General features: G+C 70.2%; 17 protein-coding genes. 11 read left to right on the forward strand and 6 right to left on the reverse strand.

Features of this window, described 5'->3' with window-relative positions; translation table 11 throughout:
• Window positions 1-1,047 (reverse strand): signal recognition particle protein (locus tag VEC03_RS06180; RefSeq protein ID WP_324913605.1); only part of this gene is annotated, 1,047 nt, incomplete at its 3' end.
• A gap of 64 nt (window positions 1,048-1,111) precedes the next feature.
• Here VEC03_RS06180 and VEC03_RS06185 point away from each other — a divergent pair.
• The 9 genes from VEC03_RS06185 to VEC03_RS06225 all read left to right on the forward strand — a co-directional run bounded on the left by VEC03_RS06185 (window position 1,112) and on the right by VEC03_RS06225 (window position 12,078).
• The gene (locus VEC03_RS06185; protein ID WP_324913607.1) at window positions 1,112-1,909 is read left to right on the forward strand and encodes a cytochrome C assembly family protein; all 798 of its coding nucleotides are present in this window, start codon (window positions 1,112-1,114) and stop codon (window positions 1,907-1,909) included.
• Window positions 1,906-2,130 carry a PP0621 family protein gene (locus VEC03_RS06190; protein ID WP_324913609.1) on the forward strand — a complete coding sequence of 75 codons (225 nt, stop codon included), beginning with the start codon at window positions 1,906-1,908 and terminating at the stop codon, window positions 2,128-2,130. Before VEC03_RS06185 ends, VEC03_RS06190 begins: the two co-directional genes overlap by 4 nt.
• Window positions 2,131-2,132: 2 nt before the next feature.
• Entirely contained in the window at window positions 2,133-3,824 is a 1,692-nt protein-coding gene (locus VEC03_RS06195; RefSeq protein WP_324913611.1) for a PAS domain-containing sensor histidine kinase, read from the forward strand.
• On the forward strand, window positions 3,821-5,323 hold the full coding sequence (locus VEC03_RS06200; RefSeq protein WP_324913613.1) for a sigma-54 dependent transcriptional regulator: 1,503 nt from the start codon (window positions 3,821-3,823) through the stop codon (window positions 5,321-5,323). Before VEC03_RS06195 ends, VEC03_RS06200 begins: the two co-directional genes overlap by 4 nt.
• A complete protein-coding gene (ampD, locus tag VEC03_RS06205) occupies window positions 5,307-5,894 on the forward strand; it encodes a 1,6-anhydro-N-acetylmuramyl-L-alanine amidase AmpD (protein WP_324913615.1) in 588 nt (195 codons plus the stop codon). Before VEC03_RS06200 ends, ampD begins: the two co-directional genes overlap by 17 nt.
• A 216-nt stretch (window positions 5,895-6,110) precedes the next feature.
• Window positions 6,111-9,032, forward strand: coding sequence for a ribonucleoside-diphosphate reductase subunit alpha (locus tag VEC03_RS06210; RefSeq protein WP_324913617.1), 2,922 nt, complete (start codon window positions 6,111-6,113; stop codon window positions 9,030-9,032).
• 281 nt (window positions 9,033-9,313) lie between these two features.
• The gene (locus VEC03_RS06215) at window positions 9,314-10,546 is read left to right on the forward strand and encodes a ribonucleotide-diphosphate reductase subunit beta (protein ID WP_324913619.1); all 1,233 of its coding nucleotides are present in this window, start codon (window positions 9,314-9,316) and stop codon (window positions 10,544-10,546) included.
• A 193-nt stretch (window positions 10,547-10,739) separates the two neighbouring features.
• Window positions 10,740-11,294: a histone H1-like DNA-binding protein gene (locus VEC03_RS06220; RefSeq protein WP_324913622.1), complete on the forward strand. Its 555-nt coding sequence runs from the start codon at window positions 10,740-10,742 to the stop codon at window positions 11,292-11,294.
• A gap of 190 nt (window positions 11,295-11,484) precedes the next feature.
• The gene (locus tag VEC03_RS06225) at window positions 11,485-12,078 is read left to right on the forward strand and encodes an alpha-ketoglutarate-dependent dioxygenase AlkB (protein WP_324913624.1); all 594 of its coding nucleotides are present in this window, start codon (window positions 11,485-11,487) and stop codon (window positions 12,076-12,078) included.
• Between the two features lies 1 nt (window position 12,079).
• Here the strand turns inward: VEC03_RS06225 and VEC03_RS06230 are convergent, their stop codons facing one another.
• From VEC03_RS06230 to VEC03_RS06240, 3 genes are read right to left on the reverse strand one after another with little or no spacing between them, the layout of a single operon-like run.
• Window positions 12,080-12,721, reverse strand: a complete 642-nt coding sequence (locus VEC03_RS06230; protein WP_324913626.1) for a hypothetical protein — start codon at window positions 12,719-12,721, stop codon at window positions 12,080-12,082.
• Window positions 12,718-13,692, reverse strand: coding sequence for an MlaD family protein (locus VEC03_RS06235; protein ID WP_324913628.1), 975 nt, complete (start codon window positions 13,690-13,692; stop codon window positions 12,718-12,720). Before VEC03_RS06235 ends, VEC03_RS06230 begins: the two co-directional genes overlap by 4 nt.
• Before the next feature lie 3 nt (window positions 13,693-13,695).
• The gene (locus VEC03_RS06240) at window positions 13,696-14,505 is read right to left on the reverse strand and encodes an MlaE family ABC transporter permease (protein ID WP_324913630.1); all 810 of its coding nucleotides are present in this window, start codon (window positions 14,503-14,505) and stop codon (window positions 13,696-13,698) included.
• A 113-nt stretch (window positions 14,506-14,618) separates the two neighbouring features.
• Between VEC03_RS06240 and gorA the strand changes: the two genes are divergently transcribed.
• Window positions 14,619-15,989, forward strand: coding sequence for a glutathione-disulfide reductase (gene gorA, locus VEC03_RS06245; RefSeq protein WP_324913632.1), 1,371 nt, complete (start codon window positions 14,619-14,621; stop codon window positions 15,987-15,989).
• A gap of 76 nt (window positions 15,990-16,065) precedes the next feature.
• Here gorA and VEC03_RS06250 read toward each other — a convergent pair whose 3' ends face one another.
• Window positions 16,066-16,329 (reverse strand): hypothetical protein, encoded by a 264-nt coding sequence (locus tag VEC03_RS06250; RefSeq protein ID WP_324913634.1) that lies wholly within the window; start codon window positions 16,327-16,329, stop codon window positions 16,066-16,068.
• A gap of 166 nt (window positions 16,330-16,495) precedes the next feature.
• On the opposite strand from VEC03_RS06250, the gene VEC03_RS06255 reads away from it, so the two are divergent.
• Entirely contained in the window at window positions 16,496-18,004 is a 1,509-nt protein-coding gene (locus VEC03_RS06255) for an AMP nucleosidase (protein ID WP_324913637.1), read from the forward strand.
• Window positions 18,005-18,055: 51 nt separating this feature from the next.
• Here VEC03_RS06255 and asd read toward each other — a convergent pair whose 3' ends face one another.
• Window positions 18,056-18,856 (reverse strand): archaetidylserine decarboxylase, encoded by an 801-nt coding sequence (gene asd, locus VEC03_RS06260; RefSeq protein ID WP_324913702.1) that lies wholly within the window; start codon window positions 18,854-18,856, stop codon window positions 18,056-18,058.
• Window positions 18,857-18,919: the final 63 nt, after the last annotated feature.

The raw sequence follows: 18,919 nt of genomic DNA on the forward strand, positions 1-18,919 counted from the left end.
GGTGGACAGCCCGCCCATCTGCTTCATCTGCCGGATCTGGGCCAGGAAGTCGTCGAGGTCGAAGCCCGCGCCGCTCTTGACCTTGGCGGCCAGCTTCTGCGCTTCCTGCAGGTCCACGCCCGCGGTGACCTGCTCGACCAGCGCGACGATGTCGCCCATGCCGAGGATGCGCCCGGCATGGCGCTCGGCGTCGAACACCTCCAGCCCGTCGATCTTCTCGGAGACCCCGGCGAACTTGATCGGCGCGCCGGTGACCTGCCGCACCGACAGCGCGGCGCCGCCGCGCGAGTCGCCGTCCATCTTGGTCAGCACGATGCCGGTCAGCGGCAGCGCTTCCTTGAAGGCCTTGGCGGTGTTGACCGCGTCCTGGCCCTGCATGGCATCGACCACGAACAGCGTCTCGACCGGCTTGAGCGCGGCGTGCAGCTCGCGGATCTCGCGCATCAGTGCCTCGTCGATCGCCAGCCGGCCGGCGGTGTCGACGATCAGCACGTCGAAGTACTGCTTGCGGGCGTGGTCCAGCGCGGCGCGGGCGATGTCCAGCGGCTTCTGGTCGGGCGTGCTCGGAAACCACTCCGCACCCGCCTGCTTCGTGACCGTCTTCAGCTGTTCGATGGCGGCCGGCCGGTAGACGTCGCCGGACACCGTCAGCACCTTCTTCTTGCGCTTGTCGATCAGCAGCTTGGCCAGCTTGGCCGTGGTGGTGGTCTTGCCGGCGCCCTGCAGGCCGGCCATCAGGATCACCGCCGGCGGCTGGGTCGACAGGTTGATGTCCGATACGCCCTCGCCCATGGTGGCGACCAGCTCGCGGTTGACGATGCCCACCAGCGCCTGGCCGGGGTTCAGCGAGCCCACCACCTCCTGGCCGAGCGCCTTGTCCTTCACGCGGGCGACGAAGTCGCGCACCACGGGCAGCGCCACGTCGGCCTCGAGCAGGGCCATGCGCACCTCGCGCAGCATGTCCTGCACGTTGGCTTCGGTGATGCGCGCCTGGCCGCGCATTTCCTTGACCAGGCGGGAGAGTTTGTCGGAGAGAGCGGAGGCCATGGAAGTGCCGCGGAGGCTGCGGCGGGCAAGGGAGGCCCAAGGGCCACGGGCTAAACTGCGAAGCATGATTCTAGCCAGTGGCCCCGCCACCACCGTGCTCTCGCTGGCCGCCGCCGCGGCCTACGCGGTGCCGGCGGCCGCGGCCACCCGACTGAGCCAGCGGGCCGCGCGCTGGGCGCTGCTGGCGGCCTGGCTGCTGCACGCGCTGGTGCTCGGCTGGACCCTGCTGGGCGAGTCGCCGCGCTTCGGCTTCGCGCCGGCGCTCTCGGTCACGGCCTGGCTGGTGCTGACCGTGTATGCCGTGGAACGCGAGCTGTTCCCGCAGATGCAGGCGCGCTGGGCGCTGGCGGGGCTGGGCTCGGTGGCGGTGCTGCTGGCGCTGGTCTTCCCCGGCGCGCCGCTGCACCCGGAGATCTCGCCGCTGCTGCCGCTGCACTGGGCGCTGGGCATCGCCTCCTACGGCCTGTTCGCGGCGGCCGTCGTGCACGCCTGGCTGATGCGCCGCAGCGAGCAGATGATGCGGCAGGCCGCCGAACCGCATGCCGGCGTGCCGCTGCTCACGCTGGAGCGGCTCACGTTCCGCTTCGTGACCGCCGGCTTCGTGCTGCTGTCGGCGACGCTGCTGGCCGGCATCGTGTTCGGCGAGGACCTGTACGGCCGCGCCTGGCGCTGGGACCACAAGAGCGTGTTCTCGGTGCTGGCCTGGGGCGCCTTCGCGCTGCTGCTGCTCGGGCGGGCGCGCTTCGGCTGGCGCGGCCGCACCGCGGTGCGCGTGCTGTACGGCGGGTCGCTGCTGCTGCTGCTGGCCTACGTGGGATCGCGCTTCGTGCTGGAGGTCGTGCTGGGGCGGACGGCGGCATGAAGTACCTGCTGGTCCTGGCCGTGATCGTGATCGCCTACCTGCTGTGGCGCGGCGCCCGCACGCGCGACATCCAGCGCGGACGGCGCGACACGCCGGCGCTGCCGCAGGACATGGTGCGCTGCCCGGTCTGCTCGGTGCACCTGCCGCGGCCCGATGCGGTGCCGGGCGCCAGCGGCCGCCTCTACTGCTGCGCCGAGCACCGCCGCATCGGCGGCAATTGAGCGTGACGGCCGATCCCGCCGCCGTCGGCCCGGGCGACGCCGCTTCGCAGGACTCCGCTTTCGTCCGCCTCTGGCTGGGCTTCGCCACCGCCCGGGTCGGCGTGGCACTGGCCCTGCTGATCCTGCTGGCCGGCGCCAGCATCGCCGGCACGACCCCGGTGTCCGGCTGGCTGCTGGGCATGTGCGTGACCTACCTGGCCGCCACGCTCGCGGTGCGGCTGCTCGCCCGCCCCGCGCGGCCGGGCGTCGCCTTCGATCCGCAGTGGGTGTCCAGCATCGGGGTCGACCTGCTGGTGTTCGCCTGCCTGCAGTACCTGCAAGCCGGCGGCATCTACTACGCGCCGCTGTTCGCAGTACCGGTCCTGATGGCCTCGGTGCTGGGCTCGACCTCGCTCGCGCTGGGCACGGCGGCTGCGGTCGCGCTGCTGCTGCTGGCCGAGGCCTGGCTACAGGCGCTGCAGTCGGGCGACATCGCACCCCATTTCGTGCAGGCCGGGTTGACCGGCATCGGCTACTTCGCGCTCGCCTTCCTGGCGCACCAGCTGGCGCTGCGGCTGGAGCGGGAGGAAGCGGCCGCGCGCCGCAGCCGCAAGGTGGCGCGCATGCAGGTGCAGGTGAACCAGCTGGTGATCGACGCGCTGGCCGAGGGCGTGCTGGTGGTGGATGCCGGCGGCGAGGTCCAGGCCGCCAACCCGGCGGCGCGCGAGCTGCTGGATGCGCAGGCCACGGCCGGCGGCGAGCCGCTGCGGCTGGCCGACCGCGCGGCCTGGGCGCCGCTGGCGGCGATGGCGCGCCGCACCCTGGAGACCCGGCAGGCGCAGCTGTCCGACCTCGTGCTGCAGCAGGGCGATTCGCCCGCGCGGCACATGTATGCCCGCACCCGGCTGGCCACGGCGGACGAGCCGGCCAGCGACAGCCTGTGCGTGATCTTCCTGCAGGACCTGCGCGAGATGGAGGCGCGGCTGCGCACCGAGAAGCTGGCCGCCATGGGCCGCATGTCCACCGCGGTGGCGCACGAGATCCGCAACCCGCTCGCAGCCATCTCGCAGGCCAACGAGCTGCTGGAGGAGGAACTGCAGGAGCCGGCGCAGCGCCAGCTGAGCGCGCTGGTGCGCCAGAACGCCCAGCGGCTGTCGCAGATCGTGGAGGAGATCCTGGACGTGGCGCGCGTGCAGCACCAGCCCATCGACCCGTCGCAGGCGCGGCTGGAGCTCGATGCGGCGGTCCGCGCCCATTGCCAGGACTGGGCCGCACAGACGCGCAGCGGGGAGCGGCTGCAGCTGGTGCTGGCCGCGCCGGGGCTGCGAGTGGATTTCTCGCCACACCACCTGCGGCGCATCCTGGTCAACCTGCTGGACAACGCGCTGCGCTATGCCTCCGCAGCGCCCGACGCGATCCAGGTCGCCACCGCCGTGGGCGTGGAGCCCACGCTCACCGTGTGGAGCGACGGCGCCGCGCTGGAGCCAGCCGTCGAGCGCCACCTGTTCGAACCCTTCTTCTCGTCCGAGAGCCGCTCCAGCGGGCTGGGCCTGTACATCTGCCGCGAGTTGTGCGGCCGCCACGGTGCCCGCATCGGCTACCGGCGCGCACGCGCGCCCAGTGGCGACCGGCGGGAGGGCAACGCCTTTTTCGTGGCATTCCGCACGGCGGGCACCTCGGGCACGTCCGCGCCCTTTGCCAAAATAGCGGCGTGAACCAACCGTCCGCCGCACCGGTCGCTCAGGTCCTGGTCGTCGACGACGAGCCGGACCTGCGCACGCTCTACGAGCTCACGCTGCTGCGCGAGGGCTACCGGGTCGACTCCGCCGCCACCCTGGCCGACGCCTGGCAGCAGCTTCAGGAGAGACGCTTCGACGCGGTGATCACCGACATGCGGCTGCCCGATGGCCTGGGGCTGGAGTTGCTGCAGCGCATGCTGGCGCAGCAGCGCAGCGAGCGCTGCATCGTGATGACGGCCTACGGTTCCGCCGAGAACGCGGTCGAGGCGCTCAAGGCCGGCGCGTTCGACTACCTGACCAAGCCGGTGGACCTCAAGCAGTTCCGCAGCGTGGTCGCATCGGCCATCCACGACCGGCAAGCGCCGGCCCGCGCCGCACTGCGCGGCCCGGCGCCGCGCAGCGAGCGGGCCGCGGCCGCAACGGCGGCATCCTCGGCGCAGTCCGCGCTCGAGCGGCTGGTGGGCACCTCGGCGGCGATGCAGCAGGTCAAGGAGCGCATCGCCAAGGTCGCCCGCGGCATGGCGCCGGTGCTGGTGCGCGGCGAGTCGGGCACCGGCAAGGAGCTGGCAGCGCGCGCGTTGCATGCCTGCAGCCACCGCAGCGACGGCCCCTTTGTCGCGGTCAACTGCAGCGCCATCCCGGAGTCGCTGCTGGAAGCCGAGTTCTTCGGCGCCCGCAAGGGCTCCTACACCGGCGCCGCTGCCGACCGCGAGGGCTACTTCCAGGCCGCGCGCGGCGGCACGCTGTTCCTCGACGAGATCGGCGACCTGCCGCTGGCCATGCAGTCCAAGCTGCTGCGCGCGATCCAGGAGCGCCACGTGCGCGCCCTCGGCTCGACCCAGGAGGACGCGGTCGACGTGCGCATCGTCAGCGCCACCCACCGCGACCTGGCGTCCGACGTCGCGGCGGGCCGGTTCCGGCAGGACCTGTATTACCGCCTGAACGTGATCGAGATCGTGCTGCCCGCCCTTCGCGAGCGGCGCGAGGACCTGCCGGCGCTGTGCGACGCGCTGCTGGCCCGCATCGCGCAGGAATCGGGCATGCCGGTGCCGCACCTGTCCGACGCGGTGCTGGAGCAGCTGGCGGCCCATCCGCTTGCCGGCAACGTGCGCGAACTGGAGAACCTGCTGCACCGGGCGGTGGCGCTGTCGGACGGCGAGACGCTGCAGATCGATGCCATCGTCTGCGCACCGGCCGCGGCACCGTCGCCGGCACCGGCGGAAACGCCCACGACCGTCAATGCCGCGGCGACCCCGGAACCTTCGGCCGCCGGCCAGCCGCCCATGCCCGACGACCTGCAGGGCTGGCTGGACCAGCAGGAGCGCGAGATCCTGGTGCGCGCGCTGCAGGAGACCGGCTTCAACCGCACCGCCGCGGCCCAGCGCCTGGGCCTGAGCCTGCGGCAGATCCGTTACCGCATCGCCCGGCTGGCGATCGCCGCACCCGGTGACGAGCCGAATGAATCCGCCGCCTGAGGACGCGCTCTGGTCGGGCGGCTGGTACCGCTTCGCCCGTCGGCTGGATTCGCCCAACTTCGGTGCGCGGCCGCCCGGCGCCGTGATCGACCTGCTGGTGCTGCACTCGATCAGCCTGCCGCCCGGCTGCTTCGGCGGCGAGGAAGTGCAGGCGTTGTTCACCAACCGGCTGGACTGGGACGCGCACCCCTACTTCAAGTCGATCGAGGGCATGCAGGTGTCGGCGCACTTCTACGTGCGCCGCGGCGGCGAGGTCTGGCAGTTCGTCAGCTGCGACGACCGCGCCTGGCATGCCGGTGCGTCGAGCTGGCGCGGTCGCGACAACTGCAACGACGACTCGGTGGGCATCGAGCTGGAAGGCATCGAGGGCGGCCCGTTCGAGCCGGCGCAGTACGAGGCGCTGGCCAGCCTGTGCGCCGCGCTCGCGCAGCGCTATCCGATCCGCCATGTCGCCGGACACGAGCACATCGCGCCGGGTCGCAAGCACGATCCCGGTGCGGGATTCGACTGGGCGCGCCTGCAGGCCAGCCTCGCGTGGGACGCGTCCACGTTCCCGCCGATCATCTCGTAACGAGCTGTTTCGTTGCCCGGATGGCGCGCGCTTGCGCGCGGTGCAGCGTGCGAAACGCACAAGCTGTCCACATCCCTTCCACCTCTTGTCCACGGGTCAACCACTATAGCTAGTGGCTTGATCTCACCCGAGGCACTATCTATAGTGTCCTTGACGAATGTCGCGCGATTACACTCGCGCCCTTCCCAGAACAACCGCAGCAAGAAGGAACGACCCATGCAAGCCACCAGTGTCGCCAGCAATCCCCCGCATTCCACCCCGTCCTTCGGTGGCTCCGCCGCCCCCGAGGCATCCGCCCACCCGCTGGCGCACTACCAGATCATCCGCCGCAACGGCGCCGTCGTTCCCTTCGAGCCGAACAAGATCGCCATCGCGATGATGAAGGCCTTCCTGGCCGTGCACGGCACCCAGGGCGCGGCCTCGGCCAGCGTGCGCGAGACGGTGGACTCGCTCACGCAGCAGGTGATCCGCGCGCTGGTGCGCTCGCGCCCGGGCGGCGGCACCTTCCACATCGAGGACGTGCAGGACCAGGTCGAGCTGGGCCTGATGCGCGGCGGCCACCACGAGATCGCCCGCGCCTACGTGCTGTACCGGGAGCGCCGCGCGCAGGAGCGCGCCCGCCAGGCGGCGCCCGAAGTGGCCGAGGCGCCGGTGCTGCACGTCCTGGACGGCGGCCAGCGCGTGCCGCTGGACGTGGCGCAGCTGAAGGCGCTGATCGAGAACGCCTGCGCCGGCCTGTCGGCCGACGTCCGGCCCGACCCGATCGTCGCCGAGACCCTGCGCAACCTGTACGACGGCGTGCCGATCGACGAGGTCTACAAGGCCTCCATCCTGGCGGCGCGCACGCTGATCGAGAAGGATCCCGACTACACCTACGCCACCGCGCGCCTGCTGCTGCACACCATCTTCAAGGAGGTCCTGGGCCGCGACGTGATGCCGGCCGCGGCGGCCGAGGCCTACGCCGACTACTTCCCCGGCTTCGTGAAGAAGGGCGTGGAGGCCGAGCTGCTCAACCCCGAGCTGCTGCAGTACGACCTCAGGCGGCTGGGCGCGGCGCTGAAGGCCGAGCGCGACCTGAAGTTCGACTACCTGGGGCTGCAGACCCTGTACGACCGCTACTTCCTGCACGTGCGCAAGACCCGCATCGAGCTGCCGCAGGCCTTCTTCATGCGCGTCGCCATGGGCCTGGCCCTGAACGAGATCGACCGCGAGGCGCGCGCCATCGAGTTCTACGAGGTGCTGTCGAGCTTCGACTTCATGTCGTCCACGCCGACCCTGTTCAACAGCGGCACGCTGCGCAGCCAGCTGTCGTCCTGCTACCTGACCACGGTGCCGGACGACCTGGACGGCATCTACGAGTCGATCAAGGAGAACGCGCTGCTGTCCAAGTTCGCGGGCGGGCTGGGCAACGACTGGACCCGGGTGCGTGCGCTCGGCTCCCACATCAAGGGCACCAACGGCGAGAGCCAGGGCGTGGTGCCGTTCCTGAAGGTGGTCAACGACACCGCCGTGGCGGTCAACCAGGGCGGCAAGCGCAAGGGCGCGGTCTGCACCTACCTGGAGAGCTGGCACCTGGACATCGAGGAGTTCCTGGAGCTGCGCAAGAACACCGGCGACGACCGCCGCCGCACCCACGACATGAACACGGCCAACTGGATCCCCGACCTGTTCATGCGCCGGGTGATGGAAAAGGGCGAGTGGACCCTGTTCTCGCCCTCCTCCGTGCCCGAGCTGCACGACCTGTTCGGCGCCGACTTCGAGAAGGCCTACGTCGCCTACGAGGAAAAGGCTCGGCGCGGCGAGATCAAGCCCAGCAAGGTGGTGGCCGCCACCGACCTGTGGCGCAAGATGCTGTCGATGCTGTTCGAGACCGGGCATCCCTGGATCACGTTCAAGGACGCCTGCAACGTGCGCAGCCCGCAGCAGCACGCCGGCGTGGTGCACTCGTCCAACCTGTGCACCGAGATCACGCTCAACACCAGCGACACCGAGACGGCGGTCTGCAACCTGGGCTCGGTCAACCTGCTGCAGCACCTGAAGGACGGCGGCATCGACCACGAGAAGCTGAAGAAGACGGTGTCCACCGCCATGCGCATGCTGGACAACGTCATCGACATCAATTACTACGCGGTCAAGAAGGCGCGCGACTCCAACCTGCGCCACCGCCCGGTCGGCCTGGGGCTGATGGGCTTCCAGGACGCGCTCTATGAACTGCGCATCCCCTACGCCTCGGAGCAGGCGGTGGAATTCGCTGATCGCTCGATGGAGGCAATCTGCTACCACGCCTACTGGGCGTCGACCGAGCTGGCGCGCGAGCGCGGCCGCTACTCCAGCTACCGGGGCTCGCTGTGGGACCAGGGCATCCTGCCGCCCGACACGCTGGACCTGCTGGCCCAGGCCCGCGGCGGCTACGTCGAGGTCGACCGCTCGGCCAGCCTGGACTGGGATGCGCTGCGCCGCAAGATCGCCCAGGACGGGATGCGCAACTCCAACTGCGTGGCCATCGCCCCGACCGCCACGATCTCCAACATCATCGGCGTGGACGCCTCGATCGAGCCCTGCTTCGGCAACCTGTCGGTCAAGTCCAACCTGTCGGGCGAGTTCACGGTGATCAACCACTACCTGGTGCGCGACCTCAAGCGCCTGGGCCTGTGGGACGACGTGATGGTCATGGACCTCAAGCACTTCGACGGCTCGCTGCGCCCGATCGACCGGGTGCCGCAGGACATCAAGGCGCTGTACGCGACCGCCTTCGAGGTCGAGCCGGTCTGGCTGGTGGAGGCCGCCGCGCGCCGCCAGAAGTGGATCGACCAGGCCCAGTCGCTCAACATCTACATGGCCGGCGCCTCCGGCAAGAAGCTGGACGACACCTACAAGCTGGCCTGGGTGCGCGGCCTGAAGACCACCTACTACCTGCGCACCATCAGCGCCACGCACGCGGAGAAGTCCACCGTGCAGTCGGGCCGGCTGAACGCGGTGGCCAACGGTGCCGGCAACGGCGGCATGGCCGCGAGCAGCGGCGGCATGTCGGCGCTCGACGCCGCCGCTGCGGCCGCGCAGCAGCAGATGGCGGCGGTGCCCGCCACCGACATCAAGTTCTGCGCGATCGACGACCCGACGTGCGAAGCGTGCCAGTAACGGTCCCACCCCTGGAGTGCCGGTGGCGCCATCCCCTCGAGGGAGCGCCACCCGCGGATCGCGACGCCGGACTCGCGGTGGCACCCCGTTTTCGCCACGCGTGTTCGTGCATCGCGCGAAACGCCGATCGCAGTTGAATTTCTGCGCGCGCGAATCAAGAGAGGTGTCGGCGTTCTCCGACAGGACGCCGATGCAAACGAGCAACACAATCGCGGCGTGATGCGAGCGGACACTTTGAAACACCGCATCACTGCCCGGATAATCCGAGCACTGGAAGACACATGCTGACCTGGGACGACGACGTCAAGCCCGCACCGCAGATCCCGCCGAGCAGCGGTTCACCCTGGAACCGCGAGGCGGCTGCCCCCTCACCGCTGGCAACGGCGGCCTTCCAACCTTCCCCCACTCCCGCGCTGCGCACCCTCGACGACGGCATGCGCGCGCCGCTGGCACAGCCCGCGCCCATCGCCACCCGCAGCGCCGAGGCCCCCAGCCACCGCCGCGTGCTGGCCGCCGACAAGCGCATCATCAACGGCCAGACCGACGTCAACCAGCTGGTGCCGTTCAAGTACAAGTGGGCCTGGGAGAAGTACCTCGCGACCTGCGCCAACCACTGGATGCCGCAGGAAATCAACATGAACCGCGACATCGCCCTGTGGAAGGACCCGAACGGGCTGACCGAGGACGAGCGCCGCATCATCAAGCGCAACCTGGGCTTCTTCGTCACGGCCGACTCGCTGGCCGCCAACAACATCGTGCTGGGTACCTACCGGCACATCACGGCGCCCGAGTGCCGCCAGTTCCTGCTGCGCCAGGCCTTCGAGGAGGCGATCCACACCCACGCCTACCAGTACATCGTGGAGTCGCTGGGCCTGGACGAGAGCGAGATCTTCAACGCCTACAACGAGGTGGCGTCGATCCGCGACAAGGACCAGTTCCTGATCCCCTTCATCGAGGCGATCATGGACCCCGACTTCCGCACCGGCACGCCGGAGGCCGACCAGACCCTGCTCAAGAGCCTGATCGTCTTCGCCTGCCTGATGGAAGGCCTGTTCTTCTATGTCGGCTTCACCCAGATCCTGGCGCTGGGCCGGCAGAACAAGATGACCGGTGCTGCCGAGCAGTACCAGTACATCCTGCGGGACGAGTCGATGCACTGCAACTTCGGCATCGACCTGATCAACCAGCTCAAGCTGGAGAACCCGCACCTGTGGACGGCGGAATTCAAGGCCGAGATCCGCGGCCTGTTCCAGAAGGCCGTCGAACTCGAGTACCGCTATGCCGAGGACACCATGCCGCGTGGCGTGCTGGGCCTCAATGCCTCCATGTTCAAGGGCTACCTGCGCTACATCGCCAACCGGCGCGCCACGCAGATCGGCCTGGAAGCGCTGTTCCCCAACGAGGAGAACCCCTTCCCGTGGATGAGCGAGATGATTGACCTGAAGAAAGAGCGCAATTTCTTTGAAACCCGCGTGATCGAATACCAGTCGGGTGGCGCGCTTTCCTGGGATTGACGGCAACTGCGAAGTCGTTGGGTTCGAGGTTTTTCCCGCACGGCAGACCGGCCAGCAAGAGCCGGCGCCCTGCGGGTCACGGTGTTCATGGGGCTGGGCATGAGGCCCAGTCCCATGGATCGCTCGGTGCCGCCAACAGGCGCTGAGTGCTTCTTTGGTTGATATCGATGTCAACTTGAACAGGAGAATGGAAATGGCAACTGCGAAGAAAGCCGCCGCGAAGAAGGCCCCGGCGAAGAAGGCTGCGGCCAAGAAGGCACCGGCCAAGAAGGCCACCGCCAAGAAGGCACCGGCCAAGAAGGCCGCTGCGAAGAAGGCGCCGGCCAAGAAGGCCGCCGCGAAGAAGGCGCCGGCCCGCAAGGTCGCCGCCAAGAAGGCACCGGCGCGCAAGGCCGCGGCCAAGAAGGCGCCGGCGAGGAAGGCTGCCGCCAAGAAGGCCCCGGCACGCAAGGCCGCGGCCAAGAAGGCACCGGCGCGCAAGGCTGCGGCCAAGAAGGCGCCGGCGAAGAAGGCTGCCGCCAAGAAGGCCCCCGCGAAGAAGGCGGCGGCGAAGAAGGGCGGCGCCAAGAAGGCCGCCAAGAAGGCGCCTGCGAAGAAGGCTGCTGCCAAGAAGGCGCCTGCGAAGAAGGCCGCCAAAGCCCCTGCTGCCAAGCCCGCGTCGGCGCCCGCCGCGGCTGCGGCTCCTGCGGCGCAGACCACTCTGAACCCGCAGGCCGCCTGGCCTTTCCCCACGGCTTCCAAGCCGTAAACAAATCCACCGGAGAAGCGCGGCGCGCTTCCCCGGTGGTACCTATCCATCGAAAAGCCGGGCCCGTCCCGGCTTTTCTCTTGGGCGGCTCCCCTCCCCGTCTGTCAGCGAACCGTCGAGGCGCTGCCAGCGGCGCAAGCAGGGCAGCCAGCCATGACACGTCCGCCCCCGCTTCGGCGAGACTGGCAGCGTGGCTTCCTCCCTCCAGCCGGATCTCTTCGGCACTGCTCCCGCGCAGTTGCCGGAAGGCATGCGCTATGAGCCGGACTTCCTCACCGCCGGCGAAGAGTCGGCGCTGATCCACACGATCGAAGCGCTGCCGCTGGCGCCCATGCAGTACCGCGGCTACACCGCGCTGCGGCGGGTCGTGAGCTACGGCGGCCAGTACGACTTCAGCGCGCAGCGGCTGGGCGCCGCCGAGCCCATCCCCGGATGGCTGCAGCCGCTGTGCTCGCGGGTGGCCGGCTGGCTGGACATCGAGCCGGGGAGCTTCACGCAGGCGCTGGTGGCCGAATACCGCCCCGGCACCCCGCTGGGCTGGCACCGCGACGTGCCGGATTTCGAGGACGTGGTCGGCGTGTCGCTGCTGGACGAGGCCGTGATGCGCTTCCGGCCGTACCCGCCCCGCAATACCCGGCGGAGCGACGTGCTCAAGCTCACCCTGGCGCCGCGCTCGATCTACCTGCTGCGCGGCCCGGCGCGCTGGTCCTGGCAGCACAGCGTGGCACCGACGAAGTCGCTGCGCTACTCGATCACCCTGCGCACGCCGTCCGGCCGGCGCTGATTCAGCGCTCGCCGCCGGCCAGCGCGATCCGGCGACGCAACTGCGCCGCAGCGTCGTGCTCGCCGCGCTGCTCGGCCAGCTTGAGTTGCGCGCCCAGCCAGGCCAGCAGCGGTCGTCGCCAACCCTGCGCCGACGCCGTGTCGGCCGCCGCCTGCAGCATTTGCGGTGAGCCGCGGCCGGCCCGCACGGCCACCCCGGCGGCCACCAGCCGCGACAGGGGATCCTCGATGGCCGCGACCTGCGCGGCGTCGGCGCCGGCCGCCACGGCTCGATGCTGCGCCGGCAGCAGTTCCGCGGGCGCCGGCGCGCCCTGCAAATAGTCGGCATAGGCGCGCTCGGCGGCGGGCGCGTCGGCGCGCAGCGCCTCGAATCCGGCGCAGGGGGCGAAGTCGAGGCTGGCCACCTGCAGCGCACAGCGCGTGAGTTCGGCCCGTGCCACCAGGCCGGGCCGGCCGGTGGCGGACAACTCGTGCCGCGCCCGGTCGAACTCGGCATTCGCGACCCGCGTGTTGCCGGCGAGCCAGGCCTGCTGGTAGCGCTCCAGCGCGCCATGGGCATTGACCTGCCAGTCGGGTGCGGGCGGGCGGCTGCCGCAGGCCGCCAGCAGCAGCGCCATCGAGGCCGCGACGATGGCCGGCCTCATGGGAGCCTGATCTCCGTCTCGCGCGCGAACGGCCACTTGCGGTTGATCTCGTTGATCAGCGACTCGACCTTGCGCAGGCTGGCTTCCACCTCGCCGCGCAGCGCGCCCAGGTCCTCGGTGCCGCTGCGCACGTTGGCGCCGACCGCCTGCGCCTCCACCAGCACCGCGTCCACCTTCTTCAGGCTCTCGCGCGTGTCGGCCAGCAGCCCGTTGAGCTGCACGACCGTCGCGCGCGTCTCGCGCACCACGCCGTCCGGGCCGAACACCTGCGTGTCGGCCTTGGCCGCCAGCGTGTCGAAGCGCGCGAGCAGCGCGTTGGTGCGCTCCAGCGTGGTGATGAGGCGGCGGGCGTCCGCCTCGTTGCCGAACAGCACGCCCAGCGCGCCCTGCGGCCCCTTCAGCTTCTCGGTGACCGCCTGCACGTTGGCCAGGCTGGCCCGCAGGGCCGCGTCCTCGCGCGTCATGGACGTCAGGTTCTCCAGCACCTCGCGCGCCGAGGCGATCACCCGCGGCAGTTCCGCCGTGGCGTCGCCGCGCAGCACCGGTCGCTCGGCGCCGTCCGGCAGCGGCGGGTCGGTCAGCACGCCGGTGAAGGCCCGGATCGCCGTGCCGCCCACCAGCCCGCGCACCAACGTGAACACGCTGCTGGTGCGCAGCCAGTGGGCGTCCTTGCGCGCCACGTCGATCAGGATGCGCACGTCGCCGGTGGAGCCCAGCTCCACCTTGCGCACGCGGCCGATCGGGAAGCCGGAGAAGGTCATGTCCATTCCCACCGACACGCCTTCGGAGTCGTCGGTGGTCAGGACCAGGGTCTGGGTCGGCTCGAAGAAACCGCGGGCGTACAGCAGGTAGGTGACGGCGGCGCCGATCAGCAGCACGGTGAACAGCAGCAGCAGCCGCGCCTTGAGCGCCAGCTGCGGCACCGGCGGCGCGGCCGAGGGTTCCGAATCCTGCAGGGGCGTGTCCGGCATGGGTCAGTAGTAGTTGCCCACCAGGGAGAGCGATTCCAGCAGCAGCAGCACGGCGAACATGCGCACCAGCCCCTGCAGGGCGGCACTCTCGCGCGAGCTGGGCGTGGCGATGTCCTCGTTGGCGCCCGAGGCCATCGGGATGACCGCCACCGCCAGGCCGAAGAACACCGTCTTGATGACGAAGATCAGCGACACCGAGGGGTTGAACACGTGGCCGAACATCCGCGTGTAAGCGGGCAGCCCCTCTCCGGCGAGGCCGTAGACGGCCAAGTAGGCCACCACCGCGGCCACCACGCAGCTCAGGGCCGCCAGCGTGGTGGTGGAGAAGATGCCGGCCAGCAGGCGCGGCAGCACCTCGCGCGTCAGGGGCTCCACGCCGGCACGCCGCAGCACGCCGAAGTGGCCCGTGCGCCGCATCTCCGCCAGGGCCGCGCCGTTGGGGATGGTGCAGCGCAGGGCCACGAACAGCGCCGCGGTCAGCGGGATCAGCTCGAGCACCAGCACGCGGATCACCATCTCCAGCGCGTACTGCGACAGGCCGTAGCTGCGGGCGGTGACCACCACGATCTTGGTCAGCACCACCGTGAGCAGCGCGCACAGCATGGAGAAACCGAGCAGGATGGGGGCCGTGTCCAGCCAGGTGTGGCGCGCCAGCGCGAGGCGGGTGCGAGGGTCGCGGTAGCTGGAAGGCGACAGGGCCAGCGCCAGCAGCATGGCGCCGAAGAAGACCACGCCCCACCAGCTCAGGACCCAGCGCAGCGGGGCTGCGCCCACGTGGCCCAGCCGGTGGTACCAGAGCGGTGCCGCAGTCATGGCCGGATGATAGCGGCGGGCCTGCCGCCGGGCGCCGGGCGGAAACCCCGCGGCGGCACGCTTTCCGGATCGCGGACCACAATGCCACCGGCCCCATGCACAAGGAAGTCTCCATGGCGAGTGACACATCCCGGTTCGACCTCTTCGTCATCGGCGGCGGCAGCGGCGGCGTGCGCGCCGCGCGCATGGCCGCCCAGCGCGGCGCCCGGGTCGCCCTGGCGGAAGCCGCGGCCATGGGCGGCACCTGCGTCAACGTCGGCTGCATCCCGAAGAAGCTGTATGCCTACGCCGCCCACTACGCGCACGATTTCGCCGATGCCGCCGGCTTCGGCTGGGACGTGGGCGAGCCGCGCTTCGACTGGGCCCGGCTCAAGGCCAACCGGGCAGCGGAGATCGCGCGGCTGAACGGCGTGTACGAGCAGCTGCTGGCGGACGCCGGCGTGCAGGTGCTGCGCGGCTGGGCCGAACTGCTGGACGGCCACACCGTCCGGGTGCGCACCGAGGCCGGGCTGCAGACGCATGCCGCGCGGCACATCCTGCTGGCCACCGGCGGCACGCCGACCCTGTTGCCCGTCCCCGGTGCCGAACTGGGCGTCACCTCCGACAGCATGTTCGACCTGGAGCCGTTCCCGCGGCGGCTGGCGGTGGTCGGCGGCGGCTACATCGCCTGCGAGTTCGCCTCCATCTTCCAGGGGCTGGGCGCCCAGGTCACGGTGCTGTACCGGGGCGAGCAGATCCTGCGCGGCTTCGACGACGAGGTGCGGCAGTTCATCGCCGCCGAGATGATCCGCAGCGGCATCGACTTGCGCCTGGGCAGCGAGGTGCGGGCGATCGAGCGCGGCAGCGCCGGGCTGGAGCTGACGCTGGACGACGGCAGCGGGCTGCAGGCCGATACCGTGCTGTTCGCCACGGGCCGCGTCCCGAACGTGAACGGACTGGGGCTGGAGGCGGCCGGCGTCCGGCAGGGGCGGCATGGCGCCATCGAGGTCGACACCCACTACCGGACCTCGGTGCCCTCGGTCTACGCGGTGGGCGACGTCACCGCGCGCCTGCAACTGACGCCGGTGGCGCTCGGCGAAGCCATGGCGGTGGTCGACCACCTGTTCGGCGACGGTCGCCGCCGCATGGGCTACGAGTACATCCCGACCGCCGTCTTCACGCACCCGAACATCGCCACCGTCGGCCTGACCGAAGCGCAGGCCCGCGAGCGCTTCGGCCAGGTCGCGGTCTATCGCAGCGACTTCCGTCCGCTGCGCCATACGCTCACCGGCAGCGGCGAGCGCTGCCTGATGAAGATGGTGGTGGACAAGGCCACCGATCGCGTCGTCGGCCTGCACATGGTTGGCCCGGACGCAGGCGAGGTGGTGCAGGGCTTCGCCGTGGCGATGAAAGCGGGCGCGACCAAGGCCGTGTTCGATGCCACCATCGGTATCCACCCCACCGTGGCCGAGGAATTCGTGACGATGCGCGAGCCGGTTCGCTGAGGAAGGCGCGCCCCCGGAAATGAAAACGCCGTGCCACCGGGTGGTGGCACGGCGTCGTCGCCGCGAAGGCGGGGCCTCAGTTGTACGGGCGGCCGTAGCTGCGGGTCAGCGAGGACGGCTTGGAGTCCTCTTCCGGCGGCAGGTAGATGGTGGTGCGGTCGATCTTGGAATCGTAGGCGGCGAGTTCGGCGCTGGCGCTGCGGATCACCGCCCGGTCGAGGGGATGGCACTGGCGCTGGCTCAATCGCGAGAGCTGCTCGGACTTGTCGATCGTTTCGCGCACGGCGGTCGGATCCGTCATGAGGGCGAAGGGATTCGATGCCAAGGCTGCTGTCGTCATGGGCTCACTCCTGTTCAAGTTATGGGTTCGCTTGCAGTGCGAGTGACTGTCGCCGTTGGGCCAAATGTGTAACGTCAGGTTCGTTCGTTACACCTTGTAGGACGCAGACTCACCCCGCCGAAGGGCACGGCCGAAGCGCCATGCAGCCCTGTGCACAATAGGCTTCATGCCGCACATGCCGCCGTTCATCGCGCCCACGCGCCACAGCGATCCGGAAAGCACGCTGGCCCAGGTCCGCACCATCTACGCGCAGCAGATCGGGCATCTTCGCGATGCGATGCAGCGCTTCGTGGCGGGCGAGACGCTGCCCGGCCACGTGCGGGCCTGCTATCCCTTCGTGCGCATCCACACCGAGACGGCGGTGCCGCAGGAGGTGCTGGAGAACCTGGGCCTGAGCTACGGATTCGTCAGCGGGGCGGGCCGCTTCGAGACCACGCTGACGCGGCCCGACTTGTACGGCAACTACTACCTGGAGCAGTTCCGGCTGCTGCGGCAAAGCCACGGCGTCGACCTGGAAGTGGGCACCAGCACGCAACCAATCCCGGTGCACTTCTCGTTCGCCGAGAACGACCACATCGAAGGTTCGCTCAGCCCCGAGCGGCAGGCCCTGCTGCGCGACCAGTTCGACCTGCCCGACCTCGGCGCGATGGACGACGGCATCGCCAACGGCACCTGGCGCCCTCAGCCGGGCGATGCGCACCCGCTGTCGCTGTTCACCGCCGCCCGCGTGGACTACTCGCTGCACCGGCTGCGGCACTACACCGGCACCGCGCCCGACTGGTTCCAGAACTTCGTGCTGTTCACCAACTACCAGTTCTACATCGACGAGTTCGTCCGGCTGGGACACGAGGAGATGGCTCGCGCCGACAGCGCGTACAGCGCCTTCGTGGAGCCGGGGAACGTGGTCACGCGGCGCGCAGGGCTGGGCGCGGGCGCACCGGGCACGCCGCCGGAAGCGAGCTGGGGCACGGCGCCCGCGCGGCTGCCGCAGATGCCCGCCTACCACCTGATGCGGCCCGACCACCACGGGATCACCATGGTCAACATCGGCGTGGGGCCGGCCAACGCCAAGACCATCACCGACCACATCGCCGTGCTGCGCCCGCACGCCTGGATGATGCTGGGGCACTGCGCCGGCCTGCGCAGCAGCCAGCAGCTGGGCGACTACGTGCTGGCCCACGCCTACGTGCGCGAGGACCACGTGCTGGACGAGGAGCTGCCGGTGTGGGTGCCGATCCCGGCCCTGGCCGAGATCCAGCTGGCGCTGGAGAAGGCCGTGGCCGACGTGACGCAGTGCGAGGGCGCGGCCCTCAAGCGCATCATGCGCACCGGCACCGTGGCCAGCACCGACAACCGCAACTGGGAGCTGCTGCCCGGCAACGAGCCGCAGCGCCGCTTCAGCCAGAGCCGCGCGGTGGCGCTGGACATGGAAAGCGCCACCATCGCCGCCAACGGCTTCCGCTTCCGCGTCCCCTACGGCACCCTGCTGTGCGTGAGCGACAAGCCGCTGCACGGCGAGATCAAGCTGCCCGGCATGGCCAACCACTTCTACCGCGAGCGGGTCGACCAGCACCTGCGCATCGGCATGCGCGCCGTGGAGATCCTCAGCGCCGGCGGCAGCCAGCGGCTGCACAGCCGCAAGCTGAGGGCGTTCGACGAGGTGGCGTTTCAGTAACGCGGGCAACGCGCCTTCGGCTGGCCGATCCGGCTCGCCGCCGCAGTGCGATCAGAGCGGACTCGTCGCGCCCGCGATCGTTCCCATCGCTTCCCCCAGCCGCACCGACCTGCTCGGCGCCCAGTCGGGGTGGAAGCTGACCACGTCCCTGGGGAACAGCATCACGATGGTGGAGCCGAGCAGGAAGCGGCCCATCTCCTGCCCCTGGCGCAGCACGATGTCGCGGCCGGCGTAGTCCCATTGGCGCACGTCGCGCGTTCGGGGCGGGTTCACGGTGCCGTGCCACACGGTGGCCACGCTGCCGACGATGGTGGCGCCCACCAGCACGTTGACGAACGGCCCGAAGGCGGTGTCGAAGACGCACACCACGCGTTCGTTGCGTGCGAACAGGCCCGGCACGTGGCGCGCCGTGAGCGGGTTGACCGAGAACAGGTCCCCGGGCACGTAGATCATCTTCACCAGCCGCCCGTCGCAGGGCATGTGGATGCGGTGGTAGTCCTTGGGCGCCAGGTACAGGGTCGCGAAGTGGCCGTGGTCGAACCGGCGCGCCAGTTCGGCGTCGCCGGCCAGCAGCGCGGTGGTGGAGTAGCTGTGGCCCTTGGCCTGGAAGATCTGGTCGTGCTCGATCGGGCCGAACTGGCTGATCGCCGCGTCCACCGGGCAGACCAGCGGCGCATCGGCGATCGGGCGCACGCCCTCGCGCAGCGGCCGGGTGAAGAAGTCGTTGAAGGTCGCGTACGACTCGATGCGCGAGTCGGCCGCCTCGGCCATGTTCACGCCGTAGTGCGCGACGAAGCGCCGGATGATGGCGTGGGTCAGCGCACCGCCGCGCCAGCCGGCCAGCTTGCCCATCAGCACGGTGAGCAGTTTCTTGGGCAGCAGGTATTGCTGCTGGATGGACAGGGGCGGGAACAC

Source organism: Ramlibacter sp. (assembly GCF_035627355.1).
Classification (GTDB): Bacteria; Pseudomonadota; Gammaproteobacteria; order Burkholderiales; family Burkholderiaceae_C; genus Ramlibacter.